We start from the raw sequence: 15,817 nt of genomic DNA, 5'->3' as shown, positions 1-15,817 counted from the left end.
ATCTACTGCGGGTCTTTTTCGTCCTTGCGGCGAAATAGGTACCAGATGCCGAGGATTGCGCCGAAGAGCAGGATTGCTGAGGCGATAAAGACCATGGCGACCACCATTGTGCGGTGTGGATCGTTTAAGAAAATCATGCAGACGATGGCGGCGAGGAAAATCGCGGCGAATAATGTGATGAGCCAATTGCGCTTGGTGTGCTCTGCGAATGTCATGCATTAATTGTTACGGAAAAACCGGGGGTAAACAAGCTGGGTGGGGATTCTGGGGGCGGAACCCGGCTATATGGTGCACCGATTTTCCCAATAATGCTCGCGTGCGGGCTGGCCGATGTGGGCGAATGGGGGTAGGGGCCTTCCGTTCGACTATTTAACACCGCTTTGTCCGTTCATAATGATGTATGTCGAACTCTCTACAACTGTGAAAAGGACACTTTATGGCCACCACGACTGGGGTTGAGGACCGGAAGAAACCGGTCCTCAAGGTGAGCAACGTGTGGGTGCAAGGCATTGCCCTCGTCATGATCTTTGGCTTTTTGGTCATGGGATTTTTGGCGTACCGCACCTATGACGCATCCATGCCGTTGCCGGAAAAGATTGTCTCCGAATCCACGGGCGAAACGGTCTTAACCAAGGAAGAGATCACTAACGGCCAGGCGCTGTACCAGGCCCGCGGCCTGCAGCAATACGGCTCCGTGCTGGGCCACGGCGCCTACCTGGGCCCGGACTATACGGCGGAGTACCTGCGCCGCGCTCTCGATCACGCCCGCGAGGAAAACGACGCGAATGGTATGCCCGATTTCGTTGATTCTTCCGCCACTCCCGAAGAGGCCGTGGTAGAAGAATTCCGCACCAACCGCTATGACGAAGAAACGGGCGTGCTGGAGTGGACCGATAACCAGATTTCGGCATTCGAGGCCAATAAGGACTACTACGCTCAGTACTTTGGCCCCGATTCCCACAACAGTGGCTTGCCGTCGGACTTTATTACCGATGAGCAAGACATCAATAACCTCGTAGGTTTCTTCGGTTGGACCGCGTGGGCTTCGGCGGCAGAGCGTCCGGGCCACGACTATTCCTATACCAATAACTGGCCCGCGGAATCGCGCGTGGACAACGGCCCGACCGCGGACCTCGTGGTGTGGTCGGTGCTCTCGCTCATCGCGCTCATCGGCGGTACCGGCCTGATCTTTGCGATTTACGGCCGGTGGTCCAAGTCCATTGGTTGGCATTCGGAAGAAGCACCGAACCTGGACTTCAAGCAGCCGGGCGAGGTCGGGCTGACCAAGTCGCAGAAGGTGGTGGCCTGGTTCGTCCTGGTCATTGCGTTGCTGTTCTTAATCCAGGCGCTGCTGGGTGCGGCCAGCCAGCACTATCGCACCGAGCTCACCGGTTTCTTCGGCATTCCGCTGCAAGAGATCTTGCCGTATAACGTCTCGCGCACCTGGCACCTGCAGCTATCACTGCTGTGGACCGCCGGCGGCCTGTTGGCGGCGGGTATCTTCCTCGCCTCCTTCGTGGGCAAGAAAGAGCCGAAGAAGCAGCACTGGCTCGTCTGGTTCCTCCTGGGAGCCATCGCCGTAGTGGTCTTCGGGTCGATGGCCTTTGAATGGCTTTCTACCATGGGCTACATCGAAGAGGGCACGCTATTTTCCCAGCAATGGGAATACCTGGACCTGCCGCGCTTCTTCCAAGTCCTGCTCACCATTGGCATGTTCGTGTGGATCGGCATCATCTACCGCCAACTGCGCGGGCGGTTAAAAAATGAGCACAAGTCTAATATGCCGTGGTTGTTCTTCTTTGCGGGCCTCGCCATCCCGGCGTTTTACGCGGTGGGCAACCTGGCTGGCTCGGAAACCCACATTTCCGTCGCTGAATTCTGGCGCTTCTGGGTGGTCCACCTGTGGGTGGAGGACTTCCTGGAGCTATTTACCACCGTCATGGTGGCCTACGTCTTCGTCCTGCTCGGCGTGGTCCGTGAAAAGATCGCCCTGGGCATCATCTTCTTGGACGTCATCCTTTATTCCACCGGTGGCGTGCTGGGTACGATGCACCACCTGTACTTCTCCGGCACCCCGGTCGAGCACATGGCCCTGGGCGCGTTCTTCTCGGCCGCCGAGGTGGTCCCGCTGACGCTGTTGACGGTGGAGGCGTGGACGTTCATGCAGCTGGGTTCCCGCCAGCGCGCTTCTGGGGAGCGACCCTTCCCGCACCGTTGGGCCGTGATGTTCCTCGTTGCCGTTGGTTTCTGGAACTTCTTGGGCGCAGGCATCTTTGGCTTCCTAGTCAACCTGCCTATCGTGTCCTACTACGAAATCGGTACGGCGCTGACGGCCAACCACGCCCACGGCGCAATGATGGGTGTGTATGGCTTCCTGGCTGTAGGCCTGTCGGTCTTTGCACTGCGCTATCTCATCCCCAAGGACAAATGGTCCGATAAGGCCATGGGCTGGGCTTTCTGGCTGCAAAACCTGGGCCTGTTGTGGATGGTGGTAATTTCGCTGCTGCCACTGGGCATCATGCAGCTTTACGAGTCCGTCGGCTCCGGGTACGTGGAGGCGCGTTCGTTGGGCTATATCACCCAACCTGGAAACTTCGTTATGGAGTGGCTGCGCCTGCCTGGCGATGTCATGTTCCTCATCGGCATCCTGCCCTTCCTTTGGATGGCGCTGCGCGGGGTGCTCTACAACAAGGACATCCCCACGGTGGATGAGCACCCGACTAACCCGCTGTTTAGCATCATTACCCCAGACGAGGACGACCACGCGGGCGAGGTTCCCGTGGGATCCTCGGTGGGACTGGTTTCTGGAGGCAAGGGGCGAGTCGACAAGCGCAGCTCCACGGGCCGGCGCTACGGGTACGTTGATGAGCGCGGTGCCTTCGTAGAGGAGGAAGATCCCGATGCTGAGCGCGGCGATTCCGCCACCGCGCCGCGCCAGGAATTTGAATCGCGCACGAAGTGGGGCGGTACCTACCGCTCGGATAAGAAGGACGACTAATGCCGGGTGCATTTACCGTACTATCCGCGTGCTACGGGCTCTTCCTGCTCGCAGTGGCCTGGGTATTCGACCTGCTGGCGCAACAAACCGCCAACCGCACCATGTCCAACCAATCCGGCACGTTCCGGTACATGGAAGACCACGATGCTTGGCGATGCCCCGAAGATCACTGGCTCTGGCCCTCCAGCTTCGACCCGGAAAACCGCGTCATGCGCTACCGCGCGAACCCGACCGTGTGCAATACCTGCCCGGTCAAGCAGCAGTGCACGGTCTCGCACCATGGCCGGGAGGTCACGCGCCAGTTGGATCCGTGGCCGCACTCGGATTCGGGGCGCTTCCACCGCGGCATCGCGCTGGCGGTGGCGGCGATGGGCTACTTGCTGCCCTTGGCCTCGCTGATTAGCTACCATTCGCCCGCGGAAGTGGCGTTGACGCTGGCTACGGTGCTTATCATCACCGGTTTCGGCGTGTACCCGCTGGCCCGCCACCTGTGGAATACGCCCTCGAACGCGCCGCAGCTGGTGGTGCCGGAGATGGATAACCGCGAGGCGGAGTTGGCGGCGCAGGTCGATCGCTATGGTTCGAAGTACGGAAAATCCACGCGCTACCGCTCGGTGCGTCAAGAACTGGAAGGGGAAATCTAAGTGTCCGCTCCCGTATTCTGGCCGATCGTCATCGGCATCATCCTCGCTCTCATCGGGGTGTTTTTGTCCTACTCGCTCAAGGTGATTAAGCAGTATGAGCGGGGCGTGACCTTCCGCTTTGGCCACCTGCGACCGATGCTGGAGCCGGGGCTGCATTTCTTGCTGCCGGGCATCGATAAGCTGGAGCGCGTGGATTTGCGCGTGGTCACGCTGACGATTCCGCCGCAAGAAATCATCACCAAGGACAACGTGTCCGTGCGCGTGAATGCGGTGGTCATGTTCGAGGTCACCGATTCGAGCAAGGCGGTCCTCGAGGTAGAAAACTACGCCGTGGCCACCTCGCAGATTGCGCAGACCACCCTGCGTTCGCTTTTGGGTCGGGCGAGCCTCGATGACCTGCTGGCCCACCGCGAGGAGCTTAACGAGGACCTAGCGGCGATCATCAACGGCCAAACCGAACGGTGGGGAGTGTTGACCCGCATCGTGGAGATTAAGGACGTGGAAATCCCAGAGATGATGCAGCGCGCCCTGGCGCGCGAGGCGGAGGCGGAGCGCGAGCGCCGCGCCAAGGTCATTTCGGCCCACGGTGAGCTGCAGTCTTCCCGCGAGCTGCGCGAGGCTGCAGAGGAGTTGGGCAAGGCCCCGGCGGCGCTGCAGCTGCGCTACCTACAAACGGTCCTGGAACTCGGCGCGGACCAAAACTCCACCATCGTCTTCCCGCTGCCCATAGACATCATGGGCGGGTTCATGGAAAACCTGGGCACCTTTAATAAGGGCTTCAAGGAATTCAGTGAGAACTTCTCGCACGCGGTGAATACGGAAAAGCCTGCGGACTAGGCATTTAAGAATGCGGCCCCTGCCCAGCGGAGGGGCCGTTTTTCTGTGCCTCTCGAAGTTGCGCGATGGCCTGCGAATTCTGCTGGATGTCTTTGGTATTGCGCGAGACTTGCACGATTAAATAAATGGCACCGGCTATAAGTCCGATGAAGATAGCTAGCGGGATGAGCATGAGCAGAAGTTCGAGCGGGCCAAGCATCATTCTTACGTCTTTCTGTGCGAGGGCATTTAAATTCAGGCTAACATTCGCGTTGCGCGGCGGCGACCGCGCTCAGGCTGCGGCGCAGATCGTCATCGCTTAGGTGGCCAAAGCCTAAAACCACGCCGTCTTCGGCGTCCACGCCGCCCCAGTATTCGCGCAGCGGGGTCAGCTTGATGCCGCGGGCGGCGGCCCGCGGGACGATGGCCGGGTTGCACAGCAAAACCGCATGTAGACCGCCATTGATGGGCAGCAGGCGCGCGCCGGGGAGAGAGCCCAGGGCATCGGCCACGAGGTCGCGGCGGCGCTTGTAGGTCCGGCGCATGCGTCCGGTGTGGCGCCGCAGCGCCCCGCTGGCCAGGTAATGGGCGAGCGCGGCCTGCGGGATGGTGCCGACCGGCTGGCCAAAGATATCGCGCTGCTTGTCGATGCCCCCGCGCAGCCCATCCGGGATCACCACATAGCCGCAGGCGATGGACGGCGAAATCACGGTGGAAAACGTACCGAGCAACACGGTGCGCTCTGGGGCGAGCGCAGCGAGCGCGGGCAGCGGCTGACCCACGTAGCGCAGCTCGGAATCGAAGTCATCCTCGATGAGTAAAGCGCCATGCTGGCGGGCCCAGGCGACGAGTTCGGCGCGGCGTTCGGCCGGCAGCGAGGCGCCATACGGGTACTGGTGGCTTGGGGTGACAATCAGCGCGTCGAGGTCGGTATCGGGAACGGTAACGCCATCGGCATCGGTGGGTACGTTCACCAGCTCATGGCCAAGCGCCTGCGGGATGCGCCGCAGGCTGGGATAACCGGGCGATTCGACGCCGACGCGCAGCGCGGTACCGAGCGTACGCAGCACTAAAGCGAGGCCATCGCGGGCGCCGGCGGTAACGACGATGCGGCGCGGATCTACCCGCAGCCCGCGCATGTAGCGCAGGTGGTTGGCGATGTGGTGGGGGAGTGGAGGGGCATCGGAAAGCGGCTGGGCGGCGGCATCGCGCCAGGCTGCGCGCCATTCGGGGGTGATGATGCCGGCGGTATCGGGCAGGCCGGGCGTCAGTTCCAAAAGGTCAGGCGCGGCAGCGGGCTGCGGCGCGGGCTCGGGGCGCGGCGGCGGGCTGTGAGGCAGGCGGGGATTGATGACGGTGCCGGAACCAACCTCAGCGCTGAGGTAGCCCTCGGCGGTGAGCTGCTCATACGCGGTAACGACGCTGCCCCGGGAGACGCCGAGCTGGGTGGCCAGCGCGCGGGTGGAGGGGACGGGCTCGCCGGGCAGCAGGGCGCCGGAGGTGACATCGGCGCGCACGGCGGCGGCGATTTGCACCGGCAGGGCGCGCGTATCGGCGGGGTCGAGGCGCAGGGGCATAAACACAGTATAAGTGGTACAACCCAACACGCGGGAAATGGTTCTTTACTTGTACCACTTCGGCAGGGCAGTATAGAGCGCATGACCGAAAACATTGCGACCACGCGCGTGAAACGTGGAATAGCTGACATGCTCAAGGGCGGCGTCATCATGGACGTCGTGACCCCGGAACAGGCGCGCATCGCCGAGGATGCGGGCGCGAGCGCCGTCATGGCACTTGAGCGCGTGCCTGCCGATATCCGCGCCCAGGGCGGCGTGGCCCGCATGTCCGATCCGGAGCTTATCGAGGGCATCGTCGACGCCGTATCCATCCCCGTGATGGCGAAGGCGCGCATCGGCCACTTCGTCGAGGCGCAGATTCTGGGCGAGCTCGGCGTGGACTTCATCGATGAGTCCGAGGTGCTCAGCCCCGCCGATTACGTCAACCACATCAATAAGTGGGACTTCGACGTGCCATTCGTGTGCGGTGCGACCAACCTGGGCGAGGCCCTGCGCCGCATCACCGAGGGTGCGGCCATGATTCGCTCCAAGGGCGAGGCCGGCACCGGCGATGTCTCCGAGGCCGTCAAGCACCTGCGCACGATTCGCGCGGAAATCGCCCGACTGCAGCACCTCGACCGCGATGAGCTCTACGTTGCCGCCAAGGAACTCCAGGCGCCGTATGACCTGGTAGCGGAGGTTGCGGAGACCGGTAAGCTGCCGGTCGTCCTCTTCGTTGCCGGCGGCGTGGCCACGCCTGCCGATGCCGCCCTCGTCCGCCAGATGGGCGCCGAAGGCGTCTTCGTGGGCTCCGGCATCTTCAAATCCGGTAACCCGGCGGCGCGCGCGGAGGCCATCGTGAAGGCCGCCACGCTTTATGATGCCCCCGCCGAGCTCGCCAAGCTTTCCCGCGGCCTGGGCGAGGCCATGGTCGGCATCAATGTCGGCGATGTGCCGGCACCGCACCGCCTGGCCGAGCGCGGCTGGTAATCGCGTGGCACACCCAGAAGAAGCAAGCGCTACGATCGGGGTGCTCGCGCTGCAGGGAGGCGTGGAAGAGCACCTGCGCGTCCTTGACGGCTTGGGGGCGGGGACGCGCCGGGTGCGCGTGCCGCGCGACCTTGAAGGCCTGGATGGGCTGGTGATTCCGGGCGGGGAGTCGAGTGTCATCGACAAGCTCGCCCGCACCTTCGGCGTGGCCGACCCGCTGCGCGAGGCCGCGGCCGCAGGCCTTCCCGTGCTCGCTACCTGCGCCGGGTTGATTTATTGCGCCCGCGAGCTGGATAACCCCTCGCCAGGCCAGCAGACACTGGGGCTGCTCGATATCACCGTGCGGCGCAATGCCTTTGGCAACCAGCGCTTTTCCGCCGAGCGCACCGTGCCGGTCGTGGTCGGGGAAGAAACTCTGCCCATCGAGGCGAGCTTCATCCGCGCCCCGCTGGTCACACGCGTCGGCGAAGGCGTGGAGGTCATCGCGACTGTGCCGCGCGATGGCGCGGAGGAAGCGGTCGTGGGCGTGCGCCACGGCGCCGTCACCGCCTTGAGCTTCCACCCGGAAGAAAACGATGAGGCGCGCGTGCACGCCGCCTGGCTGGCTAGTATCAGTTAGGCGCCGGATAGGCCGCGGCGCTTGAGCAGCGGAGCGACGTCCTTATCGCGCCCGCGGAAGTCGCGGTAGGCCGCGCCGAAATCGCGGGAGGCGCCGCGGGAGAGGATGAGGTCCCGGAACTTTTGTCCTGCGGCGCGTAGATCGCTTTGCTCCTTGAACCACTCGAAGCCATCGGCATCGAGAGCCTCGGCCCACAGGTAGGAGTAGTAGCCCGCGGAGTAGCCGCCAGCGAAGATGTGGTTGAAGTACGTCGATCGGTAACGCGGGGCGATGTGCGGGTTATCCAGCCCCACCGCGCGCAGGGCCTCCTCCTCGAAGGCGTCCACGGCCTCCGGGGTGGCCTCCAGCGCAGCGGCGTCCTTGGCGCTGAGCGAATGCCACGCCAAATCGATAATGGAAGCCGCCAAGTACTCCGAGGTGGCAAAGCCCTGGCCGAATTCAGAGGCGGCGGTTACGGCATCGAGCAGCTCATCGGGGATCGGTTCGCCGGTGTCGACGTGGCGCGCATACTGCTTGACCAGCGACTTATCCAGCGCCCAGTTCTCATTGATCTGCGAGGGGAATTCCACCCAGTCGCGCGGGACGTTGGTGCCGGCGAAGGTGGGGTAGTGGACATCGGAAAGCAGCCCGTGCAAGGCGTGGCCGAATTCGTGGAAGAGGGTGTGTACCTCGTCCAGGCTCAGCAGGGGCTGGGAACCATCGGCGGGCTTGGTAATGCCCAGCACATTGACGATGACCGGCTTGCGCTCCAGCAGGCCTGATTGGCCCACGAACTGGCTCATCCACGCGCCACCGCGCTTGGTGGGGCGGCCGAAATAGTCTGTGAGCAGCAGGCCAATTCCCTTGCCCCCGTGTTCGTCATCTCCCGCGTGCTCGACATCCTTGTCGAACACCTCCCAGACGCGCACGCCCTCGGCATAGCCCTCCAGGTCCTCGCGCGGGACAACGGAAATGCCGTACAGGCGCTCGGCGGCGGCGAATACGCCCTGGGTGAGGACCTTGTCCAGGGGGAAGTACTGGCGCAACTCCTCCTCGTCGAGCGAGAAGTCGCGGGCGCGGACCTTGGATTCCCAGTAGGGCCAGTCCGCGGCGTGGAAGTCTTGCTCGTTGAGCGTGGCTTCCTCGGCTAGCAGCTTGTGCTCGCCGGCGGCATTGGCCGCGGCCGCGGGGGCGAGATCTGCGAGCATGTCGCGCGCGGCGTCGGCGCTGCCAGCGGTTTCTTCCGCGATGACGTAATCGGCGTGGGAGGAATAGCCCAGCAGCTCGGCGCGTTCGGCGCGCAGCTGGACGGCCTCGATAAGCCCTGGAATGTTGTTTTCGGAGCCTCTGCTTGCCGATGCCGCATAGAGCTTTCTGCGCGCCCCCTCCCTAGCCAGGCGGGACTGCTCCGATTGCACGGTGGGCAGCTCGAGCGGGATGACGTAGCCTTCGCGGCCTAGGGCCTTGGCATCCGCCTTGGCTGAGGCGATGCGTTCCGGCGGCAGGCCCTCGAGCTCTTCCTCCGTGAACTCGACGGCGTGCTCGCGCGTGGAGGCCATGAGATTGCGGCCGAATTCCTCCGATAGGGCGGACAGGCGCTGGTTGATATCGGATAGGCGGGCCTTGCCGGCGGCATCGAGATCCGCGCCCTGGCGTGCGAACGTGCGCAGCAGGTGCTCGTGCAGGCGCGCGCCCTCGTCATCGCCGGCGGGTGGGGTGCGTCCTTGATGCGCTGGTAGAGCTTTTCGTCCTGGTACATCGCGTCGTAGTGGGCGGACAGGCGCGGATAGATATCGGCGGCGATCTCTTCCATCTCATCGGTGACGTCCGTGCCAGAAAGGTTGCCAAAGACCGCCATGACGCGGTCGAGGTCTTGGCCGGAACGCTCGAGGGCTTCCACGGTATTTTCCCACGTGGGCGCGGCGGGATTTTCAGTAATGGCGGAGAGCTCGGCATCGTGGCGCGCGAGCGCTTCGTCGAAAGCGGGGCGGTAGTGCTCGACTTTAATCTCCGCAAACGGCGGGAGTTGGTAGGGCAACGATGAAGGGTGGAGTAATGGATTAGTCATAAATGACCAATGTACCCATTAACTCCACCCTCTGTGATGGCTTTCACTAAGAAGGCTAGCCCACCGTTACTAGCTCCGCGTCTTCATCCTGCACCTTCTGCGGCGGCGTGGCCTTTCGCTTTCCGGTATTCATCAAGATGATATCTAGTACGAGGAATGCGGCAAGGGTAATGCCCAAAAGCGGCATAAATACACCGACGGTTGCGGCAAAGAGAGCGCCCAGGCCGGTGGTGGCCCAGGAGAAGTGCCGCTTGGAGCCAGGTGCAAATTGCGGCCGGCGCTTCCACCACATGTAGTAGCCCAGAACCACCATGGCGGCGATGGCGAGGCCAAGGGCAAAAAGGGCGATCTGCAGCGGCAGGCCAAACATGATGCCCATGTGCAGGTAGATGCCCCAGCTGTTGAGCTTGCTAAATAGCGGCAGCTCGGAGAAGGGCAGGCGGTCGATGACCTCGCCGGTGGAACCGTCGACGGATACCTCATCGGAGGTATAGCGCCACTCGACCCAGCGCTCGCTCACCTTCCACCCCGAGTCGGTGTCCTCCGGGGCGTACAGGCGCAGCGGGCCCGTTAGTCCTTCCGCTCGGCCGGTGGCATAGACGCGCTCGGCCTGCTTGGCGATGACCTCCGGCTCCGGTGCCTCGCCCGGAGCTTCCGCATCCCCACCGTGAGCGCCGTGGGCACCGTGGCCTTCGTGCCCGGCGTGGGCATCGTGTGTGGCATCGGCGGAGGAATCGGTGGTGAGCGCGGTTTCTACCGGCGTGGCCTTCCAGTTCATCTTCTCCACCACGGAATTGACGTTCTCGCCGGCGAGCTGGGACCAGGTGATGCCGGTAGCGGACAGGCCAATGAGCCCGATGAAAATCCATGCGCCCATCGTGGAGTGCAGGCGGGTGGCCTTCCAACGCTTGGATCGCTGTGGCTGCTTCTTCAGCGGCGCGGCCGCCTTCTTGGGCCGGCGGCGAATCCACCACATGTAGAGCCCGCCGCAGGCCAGGACCCACAGCCAGGAGGCGGCTAGCTCGGAATAGAGCTCGCCCGGCTGGCCCAGGTGGAAGCTTTCATGCAGCGAGGAGATCCAGCGGCGCAGCGGCATCTCGCCCAAGCCGGAGTAGGTGGGGTAGTCACCGATGACCTCGCCATCGGCCGGATTAATAAACACGGTGCGCTGCAGGCTCTCGTCGATGCCCGGATCCGCCACCAGCACGCGCGTGGAGTCCGTCGCCGATTCCGCCGGCCATACCTGGGAGACCGGCATATCCGGGTGTTCCTTTTGGGCGGCGCTGATTTGGTCCTCCAGGCTTACCGGGTTATTAACTTCCTCGACGGTCATGACGTCGCGGTAAGCAAATTTTTCCAGGGTCGGCGCTAGGGCGTAGAGGCAGCCGGTCAATGCCGCGATCAGGATGAAGGGACCGACGAACATGCCGCCGTAGAAGTGTATGCGTTGGATGAAGGAACGCAGAGTCGTCCGACTCATAAAATAGTTCTCTTTCGTGCTTAGTGGTCAGTTGCATGGGTGCTGATATCAACTGCACTAATAGTCGGAACTTAGGCAACCCTGGTTCCCGGAAGGTGAAAAAATTTTTTCAGTTGTGTGAAATTGAAGGAGCGAAAACGACGACACCGCGCGCCCCATAAAGGGAAGCGCGCGGTGAAAACTAGCCGGTGAAGAGTCTTTTACTCCTTGAGTCCATCGTTGATGTGGAGCGTGTCTTCCTCGGATAGTAGCTTGTGCTCGCCAGCGGCGCTGACAGCGGCCGAAGAGTCGAGACCCGCGATCATGATGAGAGAGTTTCGTCGAAGGCAGGGCGGTAGTGTTTACCAAAATCTCAAAGAAGACGAGGATGTAGTGGGACAATGACGAAGGAAATAACCTACCAGCAATAGTGTTCCTGCATGAGAAAATTCTGTAGTGATCTTGAACTGTATTCTGGAAGAACCAAGAAGTTAACGACATAGTTTATGCAATGAGGCGTAGATGGAACTTATAGACAATACGACTCGGCTGTGGGGCGATGATCTCAAGAAGGAGCTTACAGCCGGTTCAAAGCTCAGGATTGCCGCGGCCACGTTTTCCATTTACGCATTCGAGGCACTTCAGGAAGAGCTGCAGGGCATTGAAGCTTTGGAGTTCATATTCACCTCGGACTCTTTTTTGAAGCAGACATCTCACGGTAAGGGAAAGCAGCGCCGTCAATTCTTCATTCCAGAGCCAGGCTCGCAATCCAAGATCGCCGGCACCGAGTTTGAGATCAAGCTGCGTAATAAACTTACGCAGAAGGCTATTGCTCGGGAATGCGCGGAATGGATCCGCAGGAAGGTAACTTTTCGAGCGCGGGCAACGCAAAGCGAAATGCAAAGTTTTGCGGCTATTGATGATCGACTTAATTACGTTCCGATTAGTGGATTCACCACCACAGATTTGGGATATGAACAAGGATCTGCTGTGTCAAACATCGTCATGAAGCAGGATGAACCCAGCACAACGCAAGCATTTCTGAGTGTCTTCGAACAGACTTGGAAAAATCCGGAGTTGCTCAAGGACGTCACCGATGAGATCTTGGAGCAAATCGCCACTGTTTATGCCGAGAATTCCCCGGCTAGGATCTACTTTTTCACCTTGTACAACCTCTTTGCTGACTACCTGGAGGACATCAGTGAGGATGTCCTGCCGAACGATAGGACGGGTTACCAGGAAACCAAGATTTGGAAATCCCTATACAACTTCCAGCGTGACGCGGCGACAGGCATTATCAACAAGCTGGAGACATTCAACGGCTGCATCCTCGCGGACAGCGTGGGCTTGGGCAAGACCTTTACGGCCCTAGCTGTCATCAAGTATTACGAACTGCGTAACAAATCAGTGCTGGTGCTGTGCCCAAAGAAGCTGGCTGAGAACTGGACAAACTACAACTCTCGCTACCGCACCAACGAGTTCAAAGAGGACCGTTTCAACTACGACGTCTTGGCTCATACTGACCTTTCCCGTGATAAAGGAACCACCATTGGTGGTATCGATCTGTCGTTGCTGGAATGGGGCAACTTCGACCTTGTTGTCATCGATGAGTCCCACAACTTCCGCAATGCGGATTACACGGAAGAAAAAGAATCTCGCTACCAAAAGCTGCTCAATCGGGTCATTAGAGACGGCGTTAAAACGAAGGTCCTAATGTTGTCGGCTACGCCGGTGAACAATCGCTTCAACGATTTGCGTAATCAGCTGCAGCTAGCCTACGAAGGTGATTCCGAAGCCCTTTCGGAGAGCCTCAAAATCAGTGGCTCCGTGGAAGATGTGTTCCGCGATGCCCAGCGAGTCTTCAATGAGTGGTCGAAGCTGCCCGTTGAGGAGCGTACGACGCAACGCATTTTGTCGATGCTAGACTTCGACTTCTTTGAGTTGCTGGATTCGGTGACCATTGCTCGCTCCCGGCGACACATTCAGAAGTATTATGACACCTCCGCCATTGGTGCATTTCCGGAACGTAGGCTGCCGATCTCAATCCGGGAGGATTTGACGGACCTTCCTGGGGCATTAACTTTCAACGAGATCTTTGAACAGCTTCAGGTCCTTAAACTGGCTGTTTATACACCGCTGAACTATGTGTTTGAGAGTCGCAAGGCCAAATACGAGGATCTTTACAACCTCACGTCTGCGGAGGGTAACTCCCAGATTGGCCAGGCAGGCCGTGAGCAGGGCCTGCAAAAGCTCATGACTGTTAACCTGCTTAAGCGCTTGGAGAGCTCCATCTATGCCTTCACAAAAACGCTGACGAAGCTGCTCGACTCGGTGGAAGAGCTGCTACGCACGTTGTCCGACAGTGGGTCGACGCTCAACGGTTTGCTCGATGAATTCTCCACGGACAAGATCGATGAGACCGACTTAGACTTGAGTGATTCTGAGTCCGCTAGCCTGGAATCGCTCCAATTCGGCGAAAAAATCTCGATTGACTTAGAGGATCTCGATATCGAGCGCTGGCAGATTGACCTTTGGAACGACCGCGAGACGCTTAAGGAACTGCTGGAAGAGGTTCGCAAGATTACCCCTGAGCACGATCTTAAGCTGCAAAAACTCAAGAAGATGTTACTGGAGAAGGCCAAGTCCCCCTTCAATCCTGGTAACAAGAAGTCCTTGGTCTTCTCCGCCTTTGCAGATACTGCAAATTACTTGTACCGCGAGCTCGGCCCAGAGTTATCCGCCGCCGGATTGGAATCGGCGGTCATTACAGGTGGGAATCATGGCGTGGAAAGTTCCTTCGCGAAGGGGCTGCACTTTAACGAGGTCATGACACTGTTTTCACCGGTGTCGAAGAAGCGCGATGAGGCAATGCCTGGCGACGAACGCGAGCTCGATGTACTTATCGGTACAGACGTCATCAGCGAAGGCCAGAACCTTCAAGATTGTGACTACTTGGTCAACTATGACATCCACTGGAATCCAGTGCGCATTATCCAGCGTTTCGGCCGCATTGATCGAATTGGTTCTAAGAACGCAACCATTCAGTTAGTGAACTTTTGGCCGAACCTGACGCTTGACGAGTACATCAACCTAAAAGAACGTGTTGAGAACCGTATGGTTATCGCGGACATTGCAGGTACCGCAGACGACAACGTCCTGCGACGCGAGAACCCGGATGCCCAGTTTCGGCGTGAGCAACTCAAGCGCCTTCAAAATGAAGTAATTGAGCTAGAGGACGTGCGCACCGGAGTCTCCATTACGGACTTGGGGCTTAACGACTTTCGCATGGATCTTCTGAGTTACCTCAAGGGGCATGATGATTTACCGCGCATGCTCAAGGGACTCCACGCTGTCGTTCCTGCAGACGAAGAACTGGGGTTGGTTCCAGGTGTCATTTTTGTGCTGCGCAACATAGAAGCCGATGAAAAAATCAATTACGGTAACCGCTTACATCCCTATTACTTGGTTTACGTGGATGAGGCCGGATCCGTGGTTGCGGATCACACTGAAGCTAAGCACCTTCTCGATCTCATGCGCGTGGCGTGCCGAGATTACAGCGAGCCCATTTCCAGTGCGGTGGGGACCTTCAACGCAGCCACACGTGACGGATTAGTCATGGAGAAGTATTCCGGATTGCTTACCGAAGCCATCCGATCGATGATTGAACTTGATGAGGAAAAAGATATTGACAGCCTGTTTAGCGCTGGGCCCACTACGGCCTTGGAGCAGACGATCTCCGGAATTGACGACTTTGAGCTCATCGCATTCGTCGCAGTAGTGGAAACGGGCGAGTACTAGCAATGCTGGATGCCCTGTATGAATGGCCCGCGGCGGCACGCGTGTCGCTGCGAGTCCCGAAAGAGAAGATCTACCAGCAGGCAAAGGTATCGACCGCGATACAAACATTGTTTGTAGAGCAGGTTGAGCGCATTGAGTGGAGCTACAAGTTGGCTCCCAAATCCACGAATCTTCAGGCGAGTAAAACCATTCCAGAATTTCAGGTGTTCACTGTTCAGCTCAAGGATGATGCGCTGGATTTCAAGGTTCTCGCAGCTATTGATGCCGTCGTTTCACAACCCGTCCTCTTCGAGATTGTCCGTTCGTCAGGGGGTAGCACTCAGACACAGTTGCAAGCCGCATTCAAGGTTTCTGGGACCGGCATTGCTAAGCCGCGTTCTTACTTTTGTTCCGCGTGGACGGCAGCGGATACTCCGCGACGGCAGTTGCCTGTCGCCGTCAGCCTTGACGCTCTTTATACGCAGGTTCTTTCCCAGCTCAGTGAGGTTCCCATCGCTCCCGGTGAGGCACCACAGCAATCAGCAGCGCGGTTAGCCAAGATTGATGCCCTTAAGGCTGATATCGCATCCTTGACTCGACGGATAAGATCGGAAGCGCAATTCAAGAAGAAGTTTACGCTTCGCGGTCAGCTTGACTCTAAGAAAAGTGAATTGAAGTCGCTCATTGAGCGCGTCTAAGACTTTTTTTAGATCGCCAAAAACTAAGGTAGAGGGCATATTTTGTCTCCTATTGAAAGGCCAGCTTACCGTGGAAAAGATGCGCATGACCTCGCCCGATTTGGTCGCGGGGAACATTGAGAAGCTTGCCGCTCTCGGACCTGACCCCCATGTGGTGGACACCTGATATCCAGCCCAGTCGAGCTGGGAAGAAAGGTAATCTACCACCATGTC

11 protein-coding genes and 1 pseudogene are annotated in these 15,817 nt (G+C 59.6%); 7 read left to right on the top strand and 5 right to left on the bottom strand.

Going from position 1 to position 15,817, the window contains the following annotated elements; all coding sequences use genetic code 11:
* Nucleotides 1-2: 2 nt before the first annotated feature.
* Nucleotides 3-215, bottom strand: coding sequence for a hypothetical protein (locus ABRP64_RS05305; protein WP_284770133.1), 213 nt, complete (start codon nucleotides 213-215; stop codon nucleotides 3-5).
* 221 nt (nucleotides 216-436) lie between these two features.
* Between ABRP64_RS05305 and ABRP64_RS05300 the strand changes: the two genes are divergently transcribed.
* The 3 genes from ABRP64_RS05300 to ABRP64_RS05290 are packed head-to-tail and all read left to right on the top strand — an operon-like array spanning nucleotide 437 to nucleotide 4,479.
* Nucleotides 437-2,998 (top strand): nitric-oxide reductase large subunit, encoded by a 2,562-nt coding sequence (locus tag ABRP64_RS05300; protein WP_284770132.1) that lies wholly within the window; start codon nucleotides 437-439, stop codon nucleotides 2,996-2,998.
* Nucleotides 2,998-3,642 carry a hypothetical protein gene (locus ABRP64_RS05295; RefSeq protein ID WP_284770131.1) on the top strand — a complete coding sequence of 215 codons (645 nt, stop codon included), beginning with the start codon at nucleotides 2,998-3,000 and terminating at the stop codon, nucleotides 3,640-3,642. The genes ABRP64_RS05300 and ABRP64_RS05295 overlap by 1 nt, the downstream gene beginning before the upstream one ends.
* Nucleotides 3,643-4,479: an SPFH domain-containing protein gene (locus tag ABRP64_RS05290; RefSeq protein WP_023025338.1), complete on the top strand. Its 837-nt coding sequence runs from the start codon at nucleotides 3,643-3,645 to the stop codon at nucleotides 4,477-4,479. It begins immediately after the preceding gene.
* Nucleotides 4,480-4,483: 4 nt separating this feature from the next.
* Here ABRP64_RS05290 and ABRP64_RS05285 read toward each other — a convergent pair whose 3' ends face one another.
* Together ABRP64_RS05285 and pdxR are read right to left on the bottom strand one after the other, a co-directional pair.
* The gene (locus ABRP64_RS05285; RefSeq protein ID WP_284770130.1) at nucleotides 4,484-4,681 is read right to left on the bottom strand and encodes a hypothetical protein; all 198 of its coding nucleotides are present in this window, start codon (nucleotides 4,679-4,681) and stop codon (nucleotides 4,484-4,486) included.
* A 37-nt stretch (nucleotides 4,682-4,718) separates the two neighbouring features.
* A complete protein-coding gene (pdxR, locus tag ABRP64_RS05280; RefSeq protein WP_284770129.1) occupies nucleotides 4,719-6,035 on the bottom strand; it encodes a MocR-like pyridoxine biosynthesis transcription factor PdxR in 1,317 nt (438 codons plus the stop codon).
* An 81-nt stretch (nucleotides 6,036-6,116) separates the two neighbouring features.
* Between pdxR and pdxS the strand changes: the two genes are divergently transcribed.
* Together pdxS and pdxT are read left to right on the top strand one after the other, a co-directional pair.
* Complete coding sequence (gene pdxS / locus ABRP64_RS05275; RefSeq protein WP_349865713.1) at nucleotides 6,117-7,004, top strand: pyridoxal 5'-phosphate synthase lyase subunit PdxS; 888 nt, start codon at nucleotides 6,117-6,119, stop codon at nucleotides 7,002-7,004.
* Between the two features lie 4 nt (nucleotides 7,005-7,008).
* Nucleotides 7,009-7,623: a pyridoxal 5'-phosphate synthase glutaminase subunit PdxT gene (gene pdxT / locus ABRP64_RS05270; protein ID WP_349865712.1), complete on the top strand. Its 615-nt coding sequence runs from the start codon at nucleotides 7,009-7,011 to the stop codon at nucleotides 7,621-7,623.
* Here the strand turns inward: pdxT and ABRP64_RS05265 are convergent.
* Together ABRP64_RS05265 and ABRP64_RS05260 are read right to left on the bottom strand one after the other, a co-directional pair.
* Nucleotides 7,620-9,670: pseudogene (locus ABRP64_RS05265) on the bottom strand (M3 family metallopeptidase). The gene pdxT and the pseudogene ABRP64_RS05265 sit on opposite strands and share 4 nt — an antisense overlap.
* Nucleotides 9,671-9,725: 55 nt before the next feature.
* On the bottom strand, nucleotides 9,726-11,150 hold the full coding sequence (locus tag ABRP64_RS05260) for a PepSY-associated TM helix domain-containing protein (protein WP_349865710.1): 1,425 nt from the start codon (nucleotides 11,148-11,150) through the stop codon (nucleotides 9,726-9,728).
* Between the two features lie 501 nt (nucleotides 11,151-11,651).
* Between ABRP64_RS05260 and ABRP64_RS05255 the strand changes: the two genes are divergently transcribed.
* Nucleotides 11,652-14,927 carry an SNF2-related protein gene (locus ABRP64_RS05255; RefSeq protein WP_349865708.1) on the top strand — a complete coding sequence of 1,092 codons (3,276 nt, stop codon included), beginning with the start codon at nucleotides 11,652-11,654 and terminating at the stop codon, nucleotides 14,925-14,927.
* A 2-nt stretch (nucleotides 14,928-14,929) separates the two neighbouring features.
* A complete protein-coding gene (locus ABRP64_RS05250) occupies nucleotides 14,930-15,604 on the top strand; it encodes a DUF4391 domain-containing protein (RefSeq protein WP_349865706.1) in 675 nt (224 codons plus the stop codon).
* The last annotated feature ends 213 nt before the right edge of the window (nucleotides 15,605-15,817 follow it).

Origin of the sequence: Corynebacterium sp. KPL4015 (assembly GCF_040225725.1) — a bacterium.
GTDB classification, from domain to species: Bacteria; Actinomycetota; Actinomycetes; order Mycobacteriales; family Mycobacteriaceae; genus Corynebacterium; species Corynebacterium rhinophilum.
Note: the sequence above shows the minus strand (reverse complement) of the source record. Positions and strands in the feature narration are given on the sequence as shown.